24 protein-coding genes are annotated in these 22,893 nt (G+C 44.2%); 7 read left to right on the plus strand and 17 right to left on the minus strand.

The window, feature by feature from the left end:
• Positions 1-88 precede the first annotated feature (88 nt).
• From MED92_RS01855 to MED92_RS01895, 9 genes are all read right to left on the minus strand, one after another.
• Positions 89-2,032: a propionyl-CoA synthetase gene (locus MED92_RS01855; RefSeq protein WP_272941714.1), complete on the minus strand. Its 1,944-nt coding sequence runs from the start codon at positions 2,030-2,032 to the stop codon at positions 89-91.
• A gap of 291 nt (positions 2,033-2,323) precedes the next feature.
• Positions 2,324-3,349, minus strand: coding sequence for a UDP-N-acetylmuramate dehydrogenase (gene murB, locus MED92_RS01860; protein WP_007019767.1), 1,026 nt, complete (start codon positions 3,347-3,349; stop codon positions 2,324-2,326).
• Positions 3,350-3,817 carry a low molecular weight protein-tyrosine-phosphatase gene (locus MED92_RS01865; protein ID WP_007019768.1) on the minus strand — a complete coding sequence of 156 codons (468 nt, stop codon included), beginning with the start codon at positions 3,815-3,817 and terminating at the stop codon, positions 3,350-3,352. It lies immediately after the preceding gene.
• Between the two features lie 11 nt (positions 3,818-3,828).
• A complete protein-coding gene (kdsB, locus tag MED92_RS01870; RefSeq protein WP_007019769.1) occupies positions 3,829-4,596 on the minus strand; it encodes a 3-deoxy-manno-octulosonate cytidylyltransferase in 768 nt (255 codons plus the stop codon).
• Positions 4,597-4,605: 9 nt separating this feature from the next.
• Positions 4,606-4,791, minus strand: a complete 186-nt coding sequence (locus tag MED92_RS01875) for a Trm112 family protein (RefSeq protein WP_007019770.1) — start codon at positions 4,789-4,791, stop codon at positions 4,606-4,608.
• 5 nt (positions 4,792-4,796) lie between these two features.
• Positions 4,797-5,786, minus strand: a complete 990-nt coding sequence (gene lpxK, locus MED92_RS01880; RefSeq protein WP_007019771.1) for a tetraacyldisaccharide 4'-kinase — start codon at positions 5,784-5,786, stop codon at positions 4,797-4,799.
• A complete protein-coding gene (locus MED92_RS01885) occupies positions 5,783-6,202 on the minus strand; it encodes an ExbD/TolR family protein (RefSeq protein WP_007019772.1) in 420 nt (139 codons plus the stop codon). The genes lpxK and MED92_RS01885 overlap by 4 nt, the downstream gene beginning before the upstream one ends.
• 11 nt (positions 6,203-6,213) lie before the next feature.
• Entirely contained in the window at positions 6,214-6,834 is a 621-nt protein-coding gene (locus MED92_RS01890) for a MotA/TolQ/ExbB proton channel family protein (protein ID WP_007019773.1), read from the minus strand.
• A gap of 45 nt (positions 6,835-6,879) precedes the next feature.
• A complete protein-coding gene (locus tag MED92_RS01895; RefSeq protein ID WP_007019774.1) occupies positions 6,880-9,111 on the minus strand; it encodes a DNA internalization-related competence protein ComEC/Rec2 in 2,232 nt (743 codons plus the stop codon).
• Between the two features lie 80 nt (positions 9,112-9,191).
• Between MED92_RS01895 and MED92_RS01900 the strand changes: the two genes are divergently transcribed.
• Complete coding sequence (locus tag MED92_RS01900; protein ID WP_007019775.1) at positions 9,192-9,707, plus strand: DUF2062 domain-containing protein; 516 nt, start codon at positions 9,192-9,194, stop codon at positions 9,705-9,707.
• 1 nt (position 9,708) lies between these two features.
• Here the strand turns inward: MED92_RS01900 and MED92_RS01905 are convergent, their stop codons facing one another.
• On the minus strand, positions 9,709-10,395 hold the full coding sequence (locus MED92_RS01905; protein WP_007019776.1) for an ABC transporter ATP-binding protein: 687 nt from the start codon (positions 10,393-10,395) through the stop codon (positions 9,709-9,711).
• Entirely contained in the window at positions 10,388-11,632 is a 1,245-nt protein-coding gene (locus tag MED92_RS01910) for a lipoprotein-releasing ABC transporter permease subunit (RefSeq protein ID WP_007019777.1), read from the minus strand. The genes MED92_RS01905 and MED92_RS01910 overlap by 8 nt, the downstream gene beginning before the upstream one ends.
• Positions 11,633-11,863: 231 nt before the next feature.
• On the opposite strand from MED92_RS01910, the gene MED92_RS01915 reads away from it, so the two are divergent.
• The 5 genes from MED92_RS01915 (at position 11,864) to mepK (ending at position 15,692) form a co-directional block, all read left to right on the plus strand.
• Positions 11,864-12,445 (plus strand): PilZ domain-containing protein, encoded by a 582-nt coding sequence (locus MED92_RS01915; protein ID WP_007019778.1) that lies wholly within the window; start codon positions 11,864-11,866, stop codon positions 12,443-12,445.
• Complete coding sequence (locus MED92_RS18335) at positions 12,445-13,281, plus strand: hypothetical protein (protein WP_007019779.1); 837 nt, start codon at positions 12,445-12,447, stop codon at positions 13,279-13,281. Before MED92_RS01915 ends, MED92_RS18335 begins: the two co-directional genes overlap by 1 nt.
• Complete coding sequence (locus MED92_RS01925; protein WP_007019780.1) at positions 13,281-13,583, plus strand: hypothetical protein; 303 nt, start codon at positions 13,281-13,283, stop codon at positions 13,581-13,583. The genes MED92_RS18335 and MED92_RS01925 overlap by 1 nt, the downstream gene beginning before the upstream one ends.
• Before the next feature lie 218 nt (positions 13,584-13,801).
• Positions 13,802-15,037 carry a L,D-transpeptidase family protein gene (locus MED92_RS01930; protein ID WP_007019781.1) on the plus strand — a complete coding sequence of 412 codons (1,236 nt, stop codon included), beginning with the start codon at positions 13,802-13,804 and terminating at the stop codon, positions 15,035-15,037.
• Positions 15,038-15,125: 88 nt separating this feature from the next.
• Entirely contained in the window at positions 15,126-15,692 is a 567-nt protein-coding gene (gene mepK, locus MED92_RS01935; RefSeq protein WP_007019782.1) for a peptidoglycan L,D-endopeptidase MepK, read from the plus strand.
• A gap of 21 nt (positions 15,693-15,713) precedes the next feature.
• Here mepK and MED92_RS01940 read toward each other — a convergent pair whose 3' ends face one another.
• Entirely contained in the window at positions 15,714-16,070 is a 357-nt protein-coding gene (locus MED92_RS01940) for a DUF4124 domain-containing protein (RefSeq protein WP_162010844.1), read from the minus strand.
• An 86-nt stretch (positions 16,071-16,156) separates the two neighbouring features.
• On the opposite strand from MED92_RS01940, the gene MED92_RS01945 reads away from it, so the two are divergent.
• A complete protein-coding gene (locus MED92_RS01945) occupies positions 16,157-18,010 on the plus strand; it encodes a substrate-binding domain-containing protein (RefSeq protein ID WP_007019784.1) in 1,854 nt (617 codons plus the stop codon).
• Between the two features lie 48 nt (positions 18,011-18,058).
• Here the strand turns inward: MED92_RS01945 and MED92_RS01950 are convergent, their stop codons facing one another.
• The 5 genes from MED92_RS01950 to MED92_RS01970 all read right to left on the minus strand — a co-directional run bounded on the left by MED92_RS01950 (position 18,059) and on the right by MED92_RS01970 (position 22,826).
• Positions 18,059-18,919: a LysR family transcriptional regulator gene (locus tag MED92_RS01950; RefSeq protein WP_007019785.1), complete on the minus strand. Its 861-nt coding sequence runs from the start codon at positions 18,917-18,919 to the stop codon at positions 18,059-18,061.
• 174 nt (positions 18,920-19,093) lie between these two features.
• Entirely contained in the window at positions 19,094-20,314 is a 1,221-nt protein-coding gene (locus tag MED92_RS01955; protein ID WP_040661439.1) for an MFS transporter, read from the minus strand.
• 70 nt (positions 20,315-20,384) lie between these two features.
• Complete coding sequence (gene yddG, locus MED92_RS01960; RefSeq protein WP_007019787.1) at positions 20,385-21,278, minus strand: aromatic amino acid exporter YddG; 894 nt, start codon at positions 21,276-21,278, stop codon at positions 20,385-20,387.
• A gap of 92 nt (positions 21,279-21,370) precedes the next feature.
• Positions 21,371-22,105 carry an AraC family transcriptional regulator gene (locus tag MED92_RS01965; RefSeq protein ID WP_007019788.1) on the minus strand — a complete coding sequence of 245 codons (735 nt, stop codon included), beginning with the start codon at positions 22,103-22,105 and terminating at the stop codon, positions 21,371-21,373.
• A gap of 19 nt (positions 22,106-22,124) precedes the next feature.
• The gene (locus MED92_RS01970; RefSeq protein WP_007019789.1) at positions 22,125-22,826 is read right to left on the minus strand and encodes an aspartate/glutamate racemase family protein; all 702 of its coding nucleotides are present in this window, start codon (positions 22,824-22,826) and stop codon (positions 22,125-22,127) included.
• Positions 22,827-22,893 lie beyond the last annotated feature (67 nt).

Raw genomic sequence — 22,893 nt, forward strand, 5'->3', positions numbered from 1 at the left:
TTTTTATTTTGAACCCATAGCTTGAAAAAAAGGGCGACCCGAAGGTCGCCTGCACAGAGCTAAGGGTAATACAACTTAGCGCTGCTATTTACTCTGTAACGATACCGTTTCGGTTCATTACATCTTCAAGCTCCGGAAGACTCGCAGGATCGTCGATAGTCGATGGAATACTATAGTCCTGACCATCAGCAATCTGACGCATCAATTTACGCAGGATCTTACCTGAGCGCGTCTTAGGCAAGCGCTGAACGACTACTGCTTTCTTAAAGCAAGCAACAGCCCCAATCTCTTTACGTACCAGCCCCACAAGTTCTGCTTCAAGTGCATCATCTTCGATTTCAACACCATCTTTAAGTAGAACGAAGCCAACAGGCTGCTGGCCTTTCAGTGGATCATTGATACCGATAACGGCACATTCTGCAACCGCTTCATGGTCCGCTACAATCTCTTCCATTTCACCAGTTGAAAGGCGATGGCCCGCTACGTTGATAACATCATCAGTACGACCCATGATGAATACATAGCCATCTTCATCTTTGTAGCCACCATCACCTGAGCAGTAGTAGCCTGGGTATTCAGATAGGTAACCCGTACGGAAACGCTCAAAGTCGCCCCAAACTGTTGGAAGGCAGCTTGGCGGTAAAGGCAGTTTAATGGCGATAGAGCCCTGCTCACCCGCTGGAAGTTCGTTGCCTTCGGAATCAAGGATCTGCACGTTATAACCTGCAGATGGTACCGTTGCAGAACCTGGTTTAGGTTCGAGGGTTTCGATACCCGTCATATTACCGCAAATAGCCCAGCCTGTTTCAGTCTGCCACCAGTGATCAATAACCGGCTTAGCCGTTTTCTCAATAGTCCAGTGGTAAGTCGGTGGGTCTAAGCGCTCACCGGCCATGAAAATAGTATCCAGGTTCGACAGGTCGTAATTCTCAAGCAGCTTAGCATCCGGATCTTCTTTCTTAATCGCGCGGAATGCAGTCGGCGCAGCAAACAGGACCTTAGCCTTATACTCTTCGCAGACGCGCCAGAAGGCACCTGCATCTGGGGTACGAACAGGCTTACCTTCATAAACAATTGTTGTACAACCAGCCAGTAGTGGCCCATAAACAATATACGAGTGACCAACAACCCAGCCTACATCTGAAGCTGCCCAGAAAACATCACCTGGCTCAACGTTATAAACCGCTTTCATGGAGTACTTCATGGCAACGGCGTGACCACCATTATCACGTACTACACCCTTAGGCTTACCGGTTGTGCCAGAGGTATACAGAATGTATAGAGGATCTGTGCCTTTAACCGGAACGCAATCAGCAGGCTCAGCAGTTTTCATCGCTTCCTGCCAATCAATGTCGCGCCCTTCGATCATGGATGCTTCAGCTTCTGGCCGCTGAAGAACAACACAAGCAGATGGTTTGTGTGCAGACTTTTCGATAGCCTGATCAAGCATCGGCTTGTATTCAATCACCTTAGCAATCTCGATACCGCAAGATGCAGAAACAATAACCTTTGGTTCAGCATCATCAATACGTACAGCCAATTCATGTGGTGCAAAGCCACCGAATACAACTGAGTGGATTGCACCCAGGCGAGCCACTGCCAGCATTGCAATAACGGCTTCAGGGATCATAGGCATGTAGATAACTACACGGTCGCCCTTCTCTACGCCCTGTGATTTCAATACGCCTGCAAATTTGGCAACTTCATCACGTAACTCAAGATAAGAGATCTTGCGCTTCTGACCTGTTACCGGTGAGTCATAGATAATAGCTGTATTATCTGCACGCCCATTTTCAACATGATAATCGAGTGCTAAGTATGCAGTATTCAGTTCACCATCGGCGAACCAACGATCGATCCCGTTCTCATCCTTAGAAAGAATGGTCTCTGGTTTTTTAAACCACTCAAGATCTTGTGCTTTTTCACCCCAGAATAGCTCTGGCGTTTCGATCGATTTTGAATACTCTGCTTGATAGGACATGTGCTCGGCCCTTTTGTTATAAGTTAACGGTCGGTGTAGCCAAGGGAATATTTCTTATTATTGTAGACAGTTCCCTCAATGTGTTGACACACTCTAACTGAGTTAAACAAAGAAAAAACTAATACAAAAGGTTTATATCCCTTCTATATAAGGCTATATGATGCATTTAAACAGCCGTTCAATTCAGGGATTTAGAGGGATCCAAGCAGGATTGTCGACAATCAGCTCATCAAAACATTAAACCAAAGAATAATGATTTTCTGACTTAAATCAGTTTTTCTTATTGAAAAGGCATAAAAAAACGGCTCAAAGGAGCCGCTTTATAACACTAATAAAACCAATTTATATCGGATAGATACGAGGCTCGATTCGCAAACTGACTTGATAGCGCTCACACACTGATTGCTTTATCGCATCTGCCAATTCAAGCAATTGACTTGCGTTGCCATCACCATGATTGACGAGCACTAATGCCTGCTTATCATAAACTCCCACTGCATTTTGCTTAGCGCCCTTCCAGCCCGCTTTATCAATTAACCAGCCAGCCGCTAATTTGTAACGCCCCATACTTTCCGGAAATGCGACCAGTTCAGGAAACTGCTCTTTAAGTCTCCGGTATTCACTTTCATCGACAATGGGATTCTCAAAAAAGCTACCTGCATTGCCGATTTCTGATGGCACCGGCAGTTTGCTGGACCTAATTTCACAAATTGCTGTATAGACCTCGATAGCTGACGGCTGCTCAATGCCTTTCCCTGCCAGGAAGTTGCCAAGGCCCGAATAATCCAGCTGTGGAGTGAAAATAGAGCTGAGATTAAACCTGACAGACCAGATGATATATCTGCCCGGAAATCGGCTCTTAAAAATGCTATTACGATAAGAAAATTCACAAGAAGCGTTTTGTAACTGAACAAGCTCCTTATTTTGCCTGTCATAAGCGGTAACGCTATGAAGGCAATCAGAAACCTCGACACCATAAGCCCCAATATTCTGAACCGGAGCCGCACCAACCGAGCCCGGGATTAAGGCCAAATTCTCTAGTCCATGGAGCCCCTTTTCAAGTAGGTGGCCAATAAACTGGTGCCAATTCTCTCCTGCGGCAGATTCAACAATCGCCTGTTCGCCATCGTCAGCCAATACAGCGATACCCGTATTGGCAATATGAATCACGGCCCCGGGAATCCGCTCTTTGAGTACAAGGTTGCTACCCCCGCCAAGAATCAGCAGCGGCCAGTTATTAGCCTCAACATCAGATAGCGCGAGTTCAAGTTCATCTATTTCAGTTACTGAGATAAAACGCTCAGCATGGGAAGTGAAACCAAAACTGTTATAGCGCGTTAAATCATAATCTAATTGCCAATTAATCACTTATAACTGCCTTTCAATTTCTTGCAATAAACCTTCTGAAGCCGCCTCAACAAGATCGAGCACATGCTCAAAGCCACTATCACCACCATAATATGGATCCGGGACTTCAGATTCTGAGGCCTCTGCAAAATCCAGGAACAAACCAAGATGCCCTGTAAAGTTCGACGGTTTAATTGCTTTAAGGTTCAGCAAGTTTTCATGGTCCATCGCCAGCACATAGTCGAATTCAGTAAAGTCTTCAACGACGGCTTGCCTGGCACGCAATAAGCTCAGATCATAGCCGCGTTTCTTAGCAGCTAATGTCGAACGGTGATCAGGTGGGTTACCCACGTGATAAGCCGCAGTTCCAGCAGAATCGACTTTAATCTGTTCTGTCAGCCCGCGTTGCTCTACAACTTGCCTGAACACCCCATCGGCGGTTGGCGAGCGGCAGATATTACCCAAACAGACAAATAAAACTTTAATCATCAAAACACCGTTTAGCGGCTAGCCAAGAGTTTTTGCAATCTTTCCAGATCTTCTGGAGTATCTACACCCGCAGGCGGTTGTTCATCAGCCTCAGCCACATGAATTCGAGCTCCGTTCCACATCGCGCGAAGCTGTTCCAAACACTCGGTTTCTTCTATTGGGGCTGGCGACCATTTAACGAAATCATTTAATAGCTTTACGCGGTAAGCATAGATTCCAATATGCCTTTGCCAACTGTAGCCCTCTGGCATAGCACCACTTTGCGTCGACTCAGCAAAATCATTTCGAGGGTACGGGATAGGTGCACGACTAAAATAAAGCGCCATGCCTCGTGTGTCTGTTACAACTTTAACAACATTCGGATTAAGAAGACTTTCCAGATCAGTGATAGGCTCACTTAATGTTGAGATACTTGCATCGGTTTCAGCCATCAGGTTATGAGCTACCTGGTTGATGATTCTTGCAGGAACTAACGGCTCATCCCCCTGAACATTCACGACAATGTCATCAGCATAAAAGCCAAGATCACTGACAACTTGTTGAAGACGGTCTGTACCAGATGGATGATCCGGAGATGTCATGCAGACCTCAGCCCCAAATCCTTTAGCTACCGCTGCAATTCTATCGTCATCGGTCGCGACCATTATTCTTTCTGCTTCACTCTCGCACGCTCGTTCATAAACGTGCTGAATCATTGGCTTGCCTTGCAATTCAGCTAATGGCTTACCAGGAAAGCGTGTAGAGGCAAATCGTGCGGGTATGATGACGGAAAATCCCATTATTTATCCTTATTTAGCTTCACGTTCTTCAAGAGTCAGTTCACGAGCCTCTGATTCAAGCAATACAGGAATATCATCGCGAATTGGGTAAGCAAGGCCACTTGCTTTAGCAAACAGCTCATTGGTTTCTTCATTAAATTCCAGTGGTGTTTTGGTCACAGGGCATACCAGAATATCAAGTAACTTCTTATCCATTTAAACTATACCTTTTTCGTTCGCTGCAACTGTTGCAGTAAATCTGACGCAAAGTCTTCATCCAGCTTAGCATGGACTTTCAGATACCAGGCGTCGTCTAAATTCATTTGAGCTGCTTTCACTGCGTCTTTTTCGGTCATGACAACAGGCAGCTTATCTGCAAATTCGAAATCTTCAATAGTGTATTGATGATGATCTGGTTTAGGGTGATCGACTGTCTCAATTCCCAGATCTTGATTTAATGTTTCGAAAAACCGTTGCGGATTACCGATGCCAGCCACTGCATGCACCTTCCGCTTCACCCAATCTGTTACTGAAACAGATTCATCGCTGCCTATTGCCTTAAACTGATAGGGTTCGAGCTGCATTAAATGTTGCTTAGCCTCGAGATTAAGATCAGCTAACCGACCATTTGCAACGATATAATCAACATCATTCAATCTGCTGGGTAGCTCACGCAATGGACCGCACGGAAGCAGCTCTTTATTACCCAACCCCCTTACACCATCGATGACAGCGATCTCTATGTCCCGACCAAGCTTGTAATGCTGAAGACCATCATCACTAATAATGACATCGCACTTATATTGCTCTAGGAGATATTGGGCTGCAGAAGTACGATCAGGATCAATAACTACGGGGCACTCACATCGTTGATGGAGCATAAATGGCTCATCACCCGCCTCTTCGGCAAAGCGCGCTTTACTCACATCAAAAGGATACTCTGGCGCTTTGCTTTTATATCCACGACTAATGATACCGGGTGCATAGCCCTTAGAGCGAAGCAGATCTACTAAAAAAACGGTAAAAGGCGTCTTGCCCGTTCCACCTACACTAATATTTCCAACAATAATGACCGGAACCGGTGCATGCCATTGGCGCTGTTGGTCCTTGAGCTTTTTTTTCTCAGACAAAAAACGATAAATACAGGTTAAAGGCTTGAGAAGCCAAGGGCCTGGCTTATCACTATACCAGCGCTGCTCTAGCCAGCTCATTCTGTAGCGGGTTCCTGGGTGGTAATACTCAGTTTGGCAAAACCCAATTTACCGGAGACATCCATGGCCGTTACTACAGCCTGATGGGGTGTTTGAGCATCCGCAGTAATAACTAAAGGGATCTCACGATCTTCACCCGCAAGCTCTTTCAAAGCACGGCTTAAAGTGACGGGCTGACTGTTTACCAGTGGTTTGCCGTTGACGCTGTAATGGCCTTCATCCGTTATAAGGATTTCTAATACCTCGACATCAGAACTTCCTGCCTCACCTGCAGCTTCTGGTAGGTCGACTTCCAAATGGGTTTCTTTGGTAAAGGTGGTTGAAACCATAAAGAAGATAAGCAGCAGGAATACCACATCAATTAATGGGGTTAGGTTTACATTAACCTCTTCCTGGCGTTGGCGCGGAAATTTCACTTTATCCTTTCCTACTCAACATCAACATCACGTTCGCCATGCATGACTTCAAGAAGCTTGACGGTTTCTTGCTCCATGGTGACAACCAGAGAATCAATTCGTCGCTGGAAAAAACGATGAAAAATCAGGGCTGGAATGGCAATAGTCAGGCCAGTGGCTGTAGTAATCAGGGCTTGGGATATCCCTCCGGCAAGAACGTTCGCATTCCCTGTACCTTGTACCATGATCTCTGTGAATACATCGATCATGCCAATAACCGTACCCAATAATCCCAATAAAGGAGTGATCGCAGCAATAGTCCCTAGCGGGTTGAGGAAACGCTCTAAGTCGTGAACAACCTGCCCTGCAGCTTCCTGAATACTTTCCTTCATAATCTCACGACCATGGGAAGCATTGTTTAGGCCTGCAACCAAAATCTGACCAAGAGGGCTGCTACGCTTTAGCTCTTTAAGGCGTTCAGAAGTAATATTGCGCTGTTTAATAAGCGCCCAGACTTCTGCGAGTAAACCAGGAGGAGCAACTTTGCTGGGCCTCAATGTCCATAATCTCTCAAGACATATTGCCAGTGCGATAACAGAACAGGCCATGATCGGTAACATTAACCAACCACCGGATTGCAAAATCTCTAACACAGTTATTTCTCCTCTACTGCGCGGTACTCTATCAAGAGTAATCATTTATCTCCATAGCCGAGGTTGTTCTTCACGTAAAGAAATTGAGCTACATCCTGAACTTAGGTCACTTTCCAGATAAATTGCCCCCTGCTCTGCTGTATTAAGCATTTCGCCTTTAAGCTTTGAAACTCTCTCAATGACTAATGGGTGCGGATGATTGAAATGATTTGCATATCCAGCACTGAAGATTGTTACATCGGGCTGGGTGGCCTTTAAAAATTCATGAGAACTAGAGGAATTACTTCCATGATGAGAAGCAACCAGCCACGTTACTCTAGGTAAGGCATTCACTAGCCTTAATTCTTGATCTTTCCCGATGTCACCTGGCAACAATAATTTACAGTCGCCGTGCTCAATTAATAGAACACAGGAACGATCATTGTCATTAGAACCAACAGAGCCATGCAAGAAAGTAAAGCTGACCCCCTCAACCAGCCAACGAGTACCGGCATGACATAATTGCCACTTACTTGTATCTGACAAACGGGAGCTATATTCATTAAGCACATCAAAATGGCTGTATACAGTTTCCCTGCCGCCGGAATGATCATTATCATCGTGACTGATGATTAGATCGTTAATCGTCTCAACTCTGAGTGACTTTAAATGCGGGAGTACCGCTCTCTCAAATGCAGCACCGCCTGACCGATAAGATGGCCCCGTATCATAGAGCAGATGATATTTATCCTTTTTAAGAAATACCGCCAGCCCTTGCCCTATATCATAAATCCATATTTTTAAGGGTTTGCTGTGTTCTCCATCGAACACAACACCTAAGAGTAATGGAAGTACCACAATGAAAATTAGCGTACGGCTAATTGCAAAGATTCTTGATATGACCAATAAAGCAGATAACGCGACGATAGATATACCAAGCAAGTCACTTAGCTCAACTGAAACATACGTTAAATTGAAACTTGCGATCTTATCTGAGGTGATCCAGAACCATTCGCCCAGAATGGATAGTGGGTATTTAAGTAGTTCTATGCCTATCGAACTCATGATTAGATGAATCAATAACAACGGAACAAGCACTGAGAACAAAGGAATGGCAATAAGATTGATAAGGGGCGCAACAAGTGAAACTCCTGCAAAGAAAACCAAATACAAAGGGAGCATGCCTATCAATAATTTAAACTGTAAACAAAATAGTTTAATCAGATTCAGTTCAGATGCTGATAACAGGATTAACAACGCTACAGCAGCAAATGACAGCCAGAACCCGGTTTCATAAACTGACATCGGGTAAATCAGCAGCACAACAACCAGTGCTATCCACCACCGGGTCCAATGATCGATAAAATGCCCTCTCCAACTGGTAAGCAAAAGGACAGTGACCATAATAAAAGCCCTTTGGGCTGGAAGCCCAAATCCAGAGATCGCCAGGTAACCTGCAGCTAAGCTGATCGATAACAGGTAAGGCATGGAACTTACACTGGGTAATCGTCTCAGCACCCACATGCCGATAATCCAACCCATTCCAGCCATAAAACCAATATGAAGACCGCTGATAACCGCTAGGTGAACGGTGCCGGTCTGCTTTAGCGTCTCCCAATTGTCTGAAGTTAACAGGTTTGTATTCCCTGTGGATATCGCCTGATAAAGACCTTGCACCTGCTGATTCTTAAATTGATTAACAATCGTTTGATTTATCCAATGCCTAGCTATATCGGCTACAGAGCCACCGTTACGCTCTGCACGGGTAATCTGTCGAACGTAACCCACCGCATTAATTCCCCGCGCAAACAACCATTTTTCATAGTCAAAGTTTTTCGGATTAACTTGCCCATGAGGTGGTTTCAAACGCGCGACGAGAGAGATCTCTTGACCAATATATAGTTTCTGATCAGGCCTGAACCATGCAAGGCGGACTCTTTCGGGCTTGAAATCGAGGTTTATCGAAGAACTAACCGATTTTATTTCAAGCGGTATCAGCTGAAACCTGACAAACTGATTGTCGGTGTATTTAACTGTCTCGACTTTGCCTTTTATCTGCCAGTCAGTTCTTGCAAATTGCTCAGGTAAATCAGAAGTGAGCTTGGCATGAAAGAAAAGTGAGGAATAAACCAACCCAGCTATGACCAACATCATGCCTTTAGATGAAGGATCAGGGTATCTTAATCGCAACAAAAGTATTGATACTGCAATGAAGATGTAACCCCATACGGGTAAAAGTTTAGGTTGTGACGCAGCAAGTAGAAATCCTGTCGTCACTGCGATCATCCTTGATCTCATGATAACTTTCCTTGGCTAACGGATATTGTCGGGGCATAATATTCGACTCCCCCCGTAGGCCATAATAAGTAAAACTGAAGATGCCGCGCAAACTGATTAAGAAATACATGCCAGATGAAGAAAAACTTAAACAGCATAAACATTTAAGCTGGTTAGGTAAGTATCTTCACGACCCAAATCTTTGGCATCTTAACCGTAAATCTGTATCTCGCGCGTTTTTGGTAGGTTTGTTTTGTGCCTTTTTGCCTATCCCTTTGCAAATGCTCGTCGCTGCCATTTTAGCGATCATTATTCGTAGCAACTTACCTATATCGGTTGGTTTGGTTTGGATAACTAACCCACTTACCATGCCACCTATTTTTTACTTTACCTATCTGGTTGGGGATTTTCTCATTGGCGAACCGGGGCAATCGATTCAATTTGAAATGAGCATGGAGTGGCTACAGAACAGCATATCTCTGATCTGGTGGCCGTTGCTGTTTGGCTCCGTTATCTGCGGAATAGTGTTCGGATTGCTAGGGTATTTTGGTATTCAGAGCTTTTGGGCATGGCATGTAGGCAGAAGCTGGAAGAAACGCTCAGTTAAACCGGATTAAGTTACCTCTCAACCAGCTTGCCATCCTTCAATTCCAGGATTCTTCCTGTTCTTTTAGCCATTTCGGGATCATGGGTCACTAAGGTAAAAGCAATATCATATTCCTGATTTAGACCATCAATTAAATCCTGAACATGTGCCGCTGTGCCTCGATCAAGGTTGCCAGTAGGCTCATCCATTAATACTACGGCCGGCTTACCAATTAGCGCCCTTGCAATAGCGACCCTCTGCCGCTCACCGCCACTCAGTTGAGCAGGCTTATGCTGAAGACGTTTTTCCAGGCCAACGCTGCGTAATACTTTCTCGGCTTCCTCTTTGACCTCAGACAGAGGCAGGTTTCTCATCAGCAGAGGCATGGCAGCATTTTCCAGAGCAGTAAACTCTGGAAGCAAATGATGAAACTGATAGACAAACCCTAGAGAGCGATTACGAATTTGCGCTCTGCGCTTTTCAGTACCCTGGTGGAGATCTTCCCCCTGAATAATGACCTGCCCACTGCTTGGTTTATCCAGGCCACCGAGGATATTCAGTAATGTGCTTTTCCCAGAACCTGATGACCCGATAATTGCAAGCTGCTCACCTTTCTCAAGCTGAAACTCGAGACCGGATAGAACATCAACGGTATTGCCTGCATCGCTATAGCTTTTACAGACACCCTCTGCGCTTAAGACAATGTTTGTATCACTCATATCTTAATGCCTCAGCCGGATCGGTCTTCGCTGCACGCCATGCAGGGTAAATAGTTGCAAGGAAACTAATAATCAGTGCGGTGCTGGTAATAATACCTACATCATTCCACTGTAAATCAGAAGGGAACGTACTTATGAAATAAACATTAGGATCAAGGAACTGAATTGCAAAGGTTTCTTCAACCCAGGCGATAATACCTGCAATGTTTAAAGCCAGAAGAACGCCTAACAGCGTACCAAGACAAGTACCCAAGATACCTATCACAGTACCTTGCACCATGAATATGCGCATTATTCTTCCAGGCGTAGCCCCAAGTGTTCTCAGAATAGCTACATCAGCTTTCTTATCGGTTACAACCATCACTAACGTTGAGACAATATTAAAAGCAGCAACCAGAACAATAAGGAAAAGCAGCAGCCCAATCATCCGTTTCTCAAGCTGAATTGCCTGAAATAGGTTTCCGTGAGTACGGGTCCAGTCACTAGCATAATAGTAACCATCCAATTCAGCTGCGATGGCGCGTACTTTTGTTGGCGCAGTAAACAGGTCATCAAACTTAAGACGTATACCGTCTACACCCTCACCAATACGCTTAATCTTGGCCGCGTCACGCATATGGATGTAAGCCAGATTAGCATCCAGTTCAGCGCCAACAGAGAAAATACCAACAACAGTAAAGCGCTTAAGGCGCGGTACAACTCCAGCAACACTGACAGAGGCTTCCGGTAACACCAAAGTCACTTTGTCGCCAATTTTTGCCCCAAGATATCGCGCTAGAATTTCACCTAAAACAATACCGAAACGCTGCTCATTGAGCGCGTCAAGGGATCCACTTTCAATGTGGTTACCCAGTATGGATACATTTTTCTCTATTTCAGGATTAATCCCATTGACCATTGCACCCCGAACAACGCCTCGACTGGTAAGCATTCCCTGAGCCTGGACAAAAGGTGCCGCTGCAATAACTTCTGGATTGCTCTCAAGCTGTTCAATGAGTTCCGACCAGTTGTCCAATGGTTTCCCATAACCACTTATGGTCGCATGAGGGACCATGCCAAGAATACGTTGCTTCAACTCTCGGTCGAAACCATTCATAACGGAAAGAACAACAATTAACGCCGCGACACCCAGCATCAAGCCAAGCATTGATGCCATAGAGATGAAAGAGATGAAATGGTTACTACGCTTAGCAGCGGTATAGCGCAAACCAATAAATATCGACAAGGGTTTAAACATTGCGCGATTAAACCACAGAAACCAGACTTAGTAAAAAGGCTTTCAAGCTTACAAACCACTTAGTAAAGTTTCTGTAACCTTCTGTTTACAAAACAATAGTTATTTAAGGGCTTAATAAAAACAAGCGTTCGAAATATCCATTCGGAAGGTGCTTTTCTTGAAAATACTTTTTATACTCGGTCAGAGACTATTTCATAGGGTCTTAAATACAGATATAGCAGAGGGCTAACAATGAAAGCTGATGAGCGTCGCCAGTATTTTCGTATAGAGCAACGTGTTTCCTTAGAACTCAAAATAATCTCTGAATCTGAGATCTCTGAACATCCAAGCCCTACTCAATTTGATGTATCGCCTAACTTCCTCTTGCTGAGTCAGTTACAGGAGATGGAAGCTGAGAGTAGTCACCTGCTACGCAAGATTGCCGAGAAGGACAGCAATATTTCCTCCTTCCTAAAGATCGTCCATGACAAGATTGAACGCATAGCTCAAGCAGTCGCATCAACAGAGATGAAGATTGGCAATGCCGCGATTCAGGAAGTCAATATTTCTGAAGGCGGTCTACAGTTCAGACAAGATCATGCGATCGAACAAGGCGCTTTTCTATCACTTAAGCTCGTTTTTCCTGAGTCTTGCATTGGTGTTCTTATTTACGCTCAATGCTGTCGATGCGACGAAATGGGAGATGGCAGCTTTGTTATCAGTGTAGAATTTATTCGTATGCCAGAAAACTGCCGAATGATCCTGGCAAGACAGATTTTTGAAAGTCAGGCCAGAGAAAGGAAAAAACTCGCCAACGACGATTCTGATGATTAATGTCTAGCGATATTGCACTAATAAATGCTTATGAGCAGCTTGAACAAGCGCTTAGCGAACTTCGGTTGCTCTTGAATGATCAGCGAGTCATTTTCCAGCTGTTCACCCCCGATACTTCGGAAACTATAAACTTACCTCATCTCCTCACACAGATCTGGTACACGCAAGAAGGCGATGGCAGAAGGACGCTTAATCAATATGGCTTAGTGGGCGTCCCTCCTTCATTTATCCCATTACTTCAACAGATCAACCAAAAAAAACTGTTTTTTAAGCAAGCGATACAAGATTATCGTGAGCAGAATAAAGAACCTGGCCCTTTTCTGTTTAAAAGAGCATGTGAACTTAATCTTGGTTTGAGCAAATCCGGATTAGCGCGCTTACACCTTAAGCAGTGTTATCGAACACTTCCGATCCTGGAAAGCTGCCCTGACAAAGTAACCTTCAGTTGGTATACCAGTGGTAAAAGCCAAAAGAAACTGAGTGTTAAGCAAGCACTAGAACGGCTTATGAAGATGGATACAGGACAGATTCACATTCAAATGCAAATTGAAGCTTTAAATAAACTCAGTGAGTCAGAACCACTGGTACAGATCCAGAATCAAGTACCCGTTATACGAGCTAATATCGCCTGGAGGAGCGGTACTGACTGGGTAAGAAAGGCCAGAAATTGCCCACTCCCTCTTTTTTTTCCAATGAGTGAAGACAAACCATTTCCGGAATATAATACCCCAGCCTTAACACCACCGGAGAAACGTTCCCGGCAGTTCAGGGCTGACTCTGTTATTGAAACTGATCCCTATTTACCAAGCTTACGCGTACATCGATACAAGAAATAATGAGCAAAGAGAAATCAAATAAACTCCCCCATCATATCGCTGTTGCGATTGGTTTTGCCGGCTTAATTTTATGGTATTACGCTGGTAAAGAACTCGGCTTCCTTGACTGGATGATTCAGCAGGTTCCTCGTGAATACGCAGGCGCCGGGATGATGCTAGGCGTCATGATCATGATGACACCTGGTTTTTATCTTTGGACCTTATACAACCGCTGGATAGAGAAAAAGCTCAGCGTTAAAGGTATCTATTACGAAGATGAGTTCTACAAAGAGAATGAAGAACTGAAAAATAAGAAGAAATAAATAGCAGCATTTCGTAAAGACCTATTCAAATAAGCCCCGCTCAGGGGCTTGTTTCTTTCTAATTCCTCTCATCTGCCTCTCCAACTCCTTCAGCCGTAGTTAATCTACTCCATGTATGCTAGTGAAAATATTTCAGTTTCAAAATTTGCAGAATCTCCAACGGCTTCCTGTAATTAATGAACAGGTGTCCCTTCCTAGGCCATCAGGGAGCGATTTACATGAACAGATTAGTAAAGACATTCGCGCTGCTGCTGATAGCATCGCACACATATGCCGAAGCAGAGACTTATGCTCTGTTAGATTCAGGTATTGAACAGATAACTGAAAGTGCCGGGGCAATGTCGTTAACCGAAACCCCAGAACCGCAAGGCATAGAAAAACAGATCTTAGCCCTTGAAGAGCATAAAATACGCCTAGAGCAATTATCCCTGGCCAATCAATGGCCTAGTTTACTTAAAACTAAACTCTTAAGATTTGGCGATGAAAGCACGGTTATACCAAAACTAAGAACGCGCTTAATGCTGCTAGGGGATCTTGATGAACTTGTGCATTGTGAACTGGATGACCCTTTATTTGGTATCGACCTACATAACGCACTGATTAAGTTCCAAAAACGTCATGGTTTAAAAGCTGATGGTATTTACGGTCCTGCCACAAGACGAGAACTAAACGTCTCACCGAGCAGTCGTGCCCTCCAGATTACTGTCAACATCGATAGATTAAAGTCATTCAACCCCGTTTCTGATCGTTACATTCAGGTTAACATTCCAGAATACCGGCTCAGATTATTTGAACACGGAGCTGAAATACTCTCAATGAAAACGATTGTTGGTAAAAAAAAACGTAAGACGCCAGTATTTAATACCACAGTAAACAGACTTGTCATTAATCCCTCATGGCATGTGCCAAAAAGCATTGCTTACAAGGATATCGTTCCTGAACTTGAATCAGACCCTGAATATTTAAAAAAAATGAATCTCAAACTGGTCACTGGCTGGGGTAATTCAAAGACCATACTCAGTCAGGATCAGGTTGACCTTGACAAGCTCTATAAAGGTGAAAACTACCAAAGGTTCTGGGAACCACCAAGTAATAACGGCACACTTGGTTCAGTTAAGTTTTTAACTACGGGCCCCTATTCTGTATACCTTCACGATACCAGTGCTAAAAGATTGTTCGAAAAAGAAACACGGGCATTTAGCTCCGGATGTATCAGAGTAGAAAAACCGAGATCACTGGCAAATGAGTTGATGCGTATGACCCATGGGTGGGAAAAAGAAAAGCTAGACACCTACTTTAACGACACTGAACGTAAGACTATCAATATGCCTGACACAATAGACTTACATGTAACTTATTGGACTGCTTTTATCGATGAGAATGGATTAAATTTCCGCAGAGACCTTTATAAAAAAGATCGTTGGGAGATCGCCCAACTGAAGCAAACTGAATAATCCTCATGCAAACAACTGTTCATATTATATACAACCCATGATCGTTAGGTCATAATCAGCCCGTCTGTATCTATAGTATGAAAGTTAAATGTCGTATAAGCCTGATGGGCACTGCCCTACTCGAAGAAAGCTTCTTAAAGCCATTGGTGGTATCTCTGCATTATCTGCTATCTCAAACCCAGCTATTGCCAACATCCATAAGCCACAGGAACGTTCCTTATCTTTATTGAATCTCCATACTGGGGAATCAATTAACAGTACATTTTTGGCTGGTGGAGAGTATCAATATGACAGCCTGGCTGATCTGAACCATGTTCTGCGTGATCACCGTACCGATCAGGCTATGAATATGGATAAGCAGTTGCTGTTATTACTCAATGAACTGCAACAAACCTTTGGCGAGCACAATCCTATTCATGTAATTTCAGCTTATCGCTCACCAAAAACCAATGCGATGTTAAGTCAGAAAAACAGCAAGGTTGCTAAGAAAAGTTACCACATGAAGGGTCAGGCCATAGACATTAGAATTCCTGGTGTGGAACTAAAAGACCTGCATAAAGCCTCTTTGGATTTAAAAGCCGGTGGCGTTGGACTTTATACTCGAAGCAATTTCATCCACCTCGATGTTGGCCGAGTCAGGCGCTGGGGAAGTTAATAGATCAACATAAGCTCCACCTCACTGCCTGGTAGGTGGAGCTATCATTTCACCACTAGTCGTGATTGGTTTCGATTCCTGCCTTCTCACAGAGTTACCTGTTGTCGGCGGCGTGTAAGTTTTCATTGAAGTAAAACGATCAATTTTCAACTCTCCAGCTCTAATATCTCCCTGCACCACCAACCTTTCCTCTCCCTGAGGAGGTTTGTCGCTGTAGTGCTTAATACCGTCACTGTCAGTCCACGTATAAATTGTTCCTGCAGATATCGCGCATGAAAAAAAGGTAGTAAGAATTAAAGTACTTAATTTCAAATGCATGCAAGTTCCCTCCTCTCCAATAATATTAGCAGTAATCAATAAATTTGCTGGATCAAACAATTGTTTAATCCTGTAACAATTCATACATCTGTTGCTTCTAGAATCATCGGTCCTCCGAATCTGCATAAGTAACAGAGAGTAGTATCGTGAAAACAACTGTATTTGACCTTATCTGGAAACTGAAGCGAGAGCTGGAAAAGCATGGTCATAATAAAATCGATCTGCACCGATTCACCCATGAACAAGATTACAGGCAGGCAATACTGCTCAATGTAGATATCAGCGAACTGCATTTTAGTAAGGCACTTGAAGAGATCTACAAGGACCTTCTGCAAAATGAACGTTTAGACCTGGCAAAAGAAGTGGAAGTACCCGATCAGCCTTCAGAAAAAATACTTACCTCCCCTGAAGTCAAACCTGCGAGTAACACTACTGCCTATTTGGCCTTCGCACTTATTGTTCTACTGGTATCAGGTTTTGGCTATATGCTTTTTGATGACAGTGCCGATGACCCGACAATCGCAGATGTTAAGCCCATGGTCATCAAGAAGTCATCTGAGAGGCCGTCGCTTTCTGGTAATACATCTGCCTTAGTAACAGAAAAGTCGATTGAAGAACTAAGCCCTGCTAAGTCAGTTGAAGACCAAACGATTACAGAAAAAATAGTTGCCCAGATTCCCGAAGTACTAAAACCCGAACCCCAAAAACCTTTATTCAGGCTTTACGGCTCAAACACGATTGGCGAAGTGTTAGCTCCAGAGTTAATAAAAGCCTTCTATAAAAGCGAAGGTGCTAGCCAAATCAGCATCGAGAAAACTGATGTCGAGGTTGAAAACAACATCAAACTTAAGCTAGCTGGTGATGATGCAGAATCGATGATTCCAATTCATGCTCACGGCTCCAGTACAGGTTTTAAAGCCCTTGATCAGAACCAGACAGATCTAGCGATGGCCTCACGCCGAATTAAAGACAAAGAGCTAAAACAACTGGGGCCAAAATATGGAAACCTGCGTTCAAAGAGCACTGAACATATTATAGGAATGGATGGTCTAGCGGTGATCGTAAATCCTTCAAATCCAATAGATAACCTAAGCACGGAACAATTGGCTAAGTTGTTCTCTGGTAATGCAGTCAATTGGAAGGAATTCGGTGGTCAGGATGCACCTGTTAAAGTCTTTGCCCGCGACACTAATTCCGGTACCTGGGATTCGTTTAAAAGCATGGTGCTTAAGAAGCACGGCGTTAAACTTGTTGAAAATGCCGTTAGAATCGAGTCCAGTGTCGAACTATCAGACCAGGTGAGCAAGACGCCCGGAGCCATCGGTTTTATTGGCCTTCCTTATGTACTGCGATCAAAAGCACTGGCTATATCAGATGATAGAAATGGTAATCCAATCTATCCGACAACATTTACTATCTCCACAGAAGACTATCCGTTGGTAAGACGACTCTATATCTATGAGCCGTCTACTATTGATACGGATTCTCAAGCACATAAATTCATCACTTTCGTGCTTTCAGAAGCAGGTCAGCAGGTTGTAAAAGAAGCCGGGTTCATCTCGCAAAATATCTATAAAACAAAACCGATGATGACGGCGAGCCTTCCGCAGAATTATCTTGCTGCCATCGCCAATGCGGATCGCCTTTCTTTGAACTTCCGATTCCACAGCGGGACGTTTCAGTTGGATAACAAAGCCGAGCGTGATCTGCAGCGTGTTGTAGATTTCTTTGAAAAGAATCCAGGGCAGCAAGCCATGCTTATCGGATTCTCAGACAGTATCGGTGACCCTGCGGCTAATGCTTCACTCTCTCTTCAACGCGCAAAAGCCGTTGAAAGAGCACTACTCGCACGTGGGATAAATATCCAAACAACACTGGGCATGGGGGAAGCTGCACCGATCGCATCAAATCAGACTCGAATCGGTCGCGAACGTAATCGACGTGTAGAGATATGGGTTAACAGTAATACTACGTCAGGTTATAACGCAGCTATCAGATAGATAGCGTGTATTCTGGAGACGTTCATTGAACGGCTCCAGTACTGTCCATCAAGATCCCTTAATACAAGAACTGAGGTTATCTCTAATAAAACTTTCAGCACTTGGCGAAACAAACAGCGTTAAACGACGCCGCATTCCAGATTCATTAAAAGGTATAAATTTAACTCCCTCCTCTATCAGGCCTGACGCCGTAACGGTAATACCCAAACCTGATTTAACTAATGAGAGCGCCCTTGAGTACTGATCAACCCGATGCTTTACATTAAGTTTGATGTTTTCATCTTTTAAACGCTGAATAACGACGTTTCTATATTCCCAGCGCCTGATTTCAATAACAGGCTCATCTATTAGCTCCATAAGGCTGATACTGTCACGTTGCGCTAAATGGTTATCGAAAGGCACCGCAACCCCATAGGATTCTTCACCTAATATCAGCGCACGTGCCCCTTGTGGCAGTCGCTCATTTTCGTAGGTAATACCAAAAGCCATATCAAACTCAGCCTTGCCCACTGCGCTGAGCATTTTATCCGGTGCCGTGTCTGTGATACTGAAGGAAAGATCAGGGACCAATTCAGTAAAATCAGCCAGAAGCGAAGATAGCTTGGGTAGTGGATAGTTTGAAGCGACACAAAGTTTGAGATGGATTGCTTCAGTATTTTCCTGAAAAGAGGTTTTTACAGCACCATATTCTTTAAGAATACGCTGCGCTGAGATTTTAAACTTCTCACCCTGTACGGTAAGCAGCGCTTGTTTCCTACCGCGGGTAAAAAGCGTAACGCCAAGCTCGTCTTCAAGTTTGCTGATCGAAGAGGAAATCGAAGGTTGCGATATGTGAACTTTTTCCGCGCCACGCGTAAAACTGCCGGTTTCTACAATTGCGATAAAGTGCTTAAGCTGGCGAATCTCCATTTCATAGAGCCCATCTATGCTAATGATAAATTCAATCGATTATACATATGCAAGATAAAGAGAGATACTTAATTAGCAGGAGTTAGCACTCAACCCCGATCCAAGAGTGCTGTTGCTTAATTCTCCTAAATGACCGCTTTGGCTCGTTTCTGCGATGACAGAAACGAGCTTTTTTTATGCATTCGCCTGATATGCAGAAAGCCTTTTAGGCGTGATGGGCAGATGAACGGCCGCAGCCAGTATTCCAAGACCCGCGCTAATCACTAGTGCAAGCTCATAAGAACCATAAGTATCAAATATGATGCCTCCCGACCAGCTCCCGACAAATGCACCTATCTGATGACTCAACATCACAAATCCAAATAGTGATGCCAAGTTCTGTGTGCCAAATATCTGGGCAACCGCCCCACTAGTCAGCGGTACCGTAGATAGCCAGAGCACGCCCATTAATACAGAGAAAGTATAGAAAAGTGCTGTATTCATCGGAATAAATAACAGCAGCATCAAGAGACAAGCACGTAGCCAATAGACCAGTAGTAATAACCAGGGCTTATGCCAACGGTCGCCCGCCCAACCGGCAATGATTACCCCGACAACATTAGCCAAACCAATAACAGCCAATGAACTGGAAGCCATTTCTGGTGGTAGCCCACAGTAACTCACTACGCCTGCCATATGCACAGTCATCATAGCTATATGAAAACCGCAGACAAAGAAACCTAAGTTGAGGAGCTGATAGTCACGGTTTTTAAACGCCTCACCAATGGCCTGCCAATTAAATAGTTTTGTAGGTTCTTTTACTTCTTTTAAGCTCCCTTGTTCAGCGGCAGGATCTTTCATAAACCAACAGGCAATAAAAATGATCGCCATGGAAGCGCCAAACAACATGAAGATCTCAGACCAATTCAGAAACGCATCCGTTTGGTTTAGTGCCGTCGCATAGAAAAACTGACCTAGTGAACCTCCCGCACTGGTTATACCCAGAGCAAATGTTCTTTTCTTTGCAGGAAAGCGCTTACCTACAGCACCAAGCACTATAGGGAAAGTTGTTGCGCCAACGCCTATCCCAATAAGAATGGCGTTAGCGAAAAAGAAACCCAAACTGCTTTCCGTTAAGGCCGCCCAAAACATTCCTGCAATAAAGATAACTGTTCCCGCAATCAGTATCTTGGCTGTTCCATAACGTTCAGCCATCATACCCGCGATCGGCGACACCGCACCCCATAGAAGATTTTGTACACCAAACCCAAATGCAATCTCCGATGTCGGAACACTTAGATCTATGCTGATTTCAGGTAGCAACAGACCCGTGGTTAAACGGATCCCCATATTGCAGCCTAAAATTATGAAGGCCGCAGCAACAACCCACCATGGATTAATTACAGATCTGTTCACTAATCACCTAAATAACATAGGGTTTACCCCAATGAAATGAGCCAGCATTCTACCCAGTTATTACATTAGATCAAGTTTTTATATGTGCCTTCTTCTCAAACTTAACACCTGCTATAACTGAACCAATAACAATCAGCAGGCATGCAACGAGTAATGTCTTGGTTAACAGTTCATCGGTGAACAAAACCAGCAACAGTGTAGAGATCAGGGGCGCTGAATAGCTTAAAACCCCAAGTAGTTGGATATTGCCTCGCTTCATCCCATAGTCCCAGGTGAAAAATGCCAGCCCCATTGGCCCCAGAGCCAAACCCACAATCCCTATCCATTGTATTGAAGTTTCAGGTAGCACTGTTTGCTCGAAGATAAAATGGGCAATAGCCGCGAGAACTGCGGTGAATAAACAATACCAGCCAACAATACCGGTTGAGACCTGACTAATTAAACGGGTCAATACAGAATAGCTTGACCAGATAAGGGCGCAAGCTGCTGCAAACAGATAGCCTGCTGCGTATTCAGAACTTAACCCGTTACCACCCTGGGTGATAATTAACGCGCAACCGGTCAGCGCTAGAACAGCACCTAAGGTATGTTTCACCTTAAGGTTCTCTCCCGGAAGAAGTGCAGAAAAGAGAACAATAAACAGTGGCCAGAGGTACGCAATCAGCGAAACATCTACAGCAGGCGCTCTCGCCATCGCAGCAAAGTAACAAAAGTGATAACTCAGATAACCGCCTATGCCAACCAACCACACTTTTTTGGGTTGTTTAAGGTAACGAAAGCCGCTTTCGCCTCGGTATAGCCATCGTATCTGCATACCCAGATAGGCAAGAAAGAACGTCATTGCCATCAGCTGTAAGGGAGGAATAGCGCCATCGGTTAATTTTGTGAGTAGCGCTAGCGTGCCCCAAAGGACAATTGAGATAAAACCGATAGCCGTGGCTGCAGTTGTTGAATAATTTTGCATAAGATCTTTCCTTCTGAAGACCTTAGTAGGCTAACGGGAAGTTACCGATATGTTTTTAGTAAAACTGCAGTCATTTTTCGCGAAACGGCGAACTATCGGAAATATTTGGGTGAACGACCAAAATGCTTTTTAAAGCGATCACTAAATGCTGCCTGACTCGAATAGCCAACCTCAAAGGCAACTTTCTGAATACTGTCGTTGCTCTGTTCAAGTTTCTGCCAAGCCGTTTGCATGCGTTTTTCCAGCAGATACTGATTCGGCGTCATCCCCAGTTGAGATTTGAATAACTCGGTTAACTGGCGTTCGCTGATATGGGCAATCGATGCCAGTGATGCTAGAGATATCTGCTCTGCATAGTTTTCATCAAGATAAAGACGCGCCGTATTGATCCGCTTATCAATACTCACATCCTCACCAAAACGTTCCTGAAGTAGCTGAAGTAACAGAAGTAACATCTGTCTCTGGCTGGATGCAGAACCCGACCTTTTCTCACTGTGGTCCTGATTGATCTGTTCATACAGGAAATTAACATAGTGGCTGAGTGCAGGGTCCATCTGGATATATTCAGGTAACCGGGCCAACTCTGGCGCGAGAGCCACCGGGATATCCGCAACAATAAACTGATTGTCCTGATCCGTACTACAACCGTGTTCATTACCTGCTGCAATAATTGCCGCAGTAGCGCCCGTAACATGACGACCTTTACCCGCGACTAACATCTCCATACCACCTAATACCGGCAGTACCAATTGATGGTAATCATGCTGATGACAGAGTGTTTCACTGTCATAGCTTCGTAGATCCAGTATCAGTTTGTTATTCGTCACAACATCACTTGGTTAACAATTACAGGTCTTTGTTTAATGCGAAGAAGACCGCATAATCAGCATGAATGGCAGTAGTGTCATAGAGCTTTACCGCTGTATCTGTCTGTTTTACCAATAAGGCAATCTCCGTACATCCAAGAATGACCGCTTGAGCACCTGATTTATAGAGATCATTAATAATCTTCAGATAACGGTCTCTTGAAGGATCCTCGATCAGGCCTTTGCAAAGCTCATTATAGATAACACTATGCACGACTTCCCTTTCTTCAGCTTCAGGTACAACAACCTCTATACCATGCTTGTCCGTTAAGCGCTGCTTATAAAAATCCTGTTCCATGGTGAATCGGGTACCCAGCAGCCCCACCTTGCTCACACCATCAGCTTTCAGCTTTTCTGCCGTCGCATCAGCGATGTGTAAGATAGGTATACTAATGTTTTCCTGAATGGCATCTGCGACCTTATGCATTGTGTTGGTACAAATCAGTACAAAATCTGCGCCAGCTCTCTCAACGCCTTTTGCCGCTTCAATCAGTATATCCGCTGTACCTTGCCAGTCGCCTACATGTTGTAACGATTCTATTTCAACAAAATCGACACTATTAAGTATGACTTTTGCCGAGTGAAGACCACCTAACTCTTTTTGCACGCCACGGTTAATCTGCTGATAGTAGCTGGTTGTGGATTCCCAACTCATTCCACCCAGTAGACCGATTGTTTTCATCTGATTTCTCCATACCTAGAGTATGACAGTATTAAAGAAAGGCGCTTGCAATGACAGATACAGTCTA

The sequence above is a fragment of the Neptuniibacter caesariensis genome (assembly GCF_000153345.1).
Taxonomy (GTDB): Bacteria; Pseudomonadota; Gammaproteobacteria; order Pseudomonadales; family Balneatricaceae; genus Neptuniibacter; species Neptuniibacter caesariensis.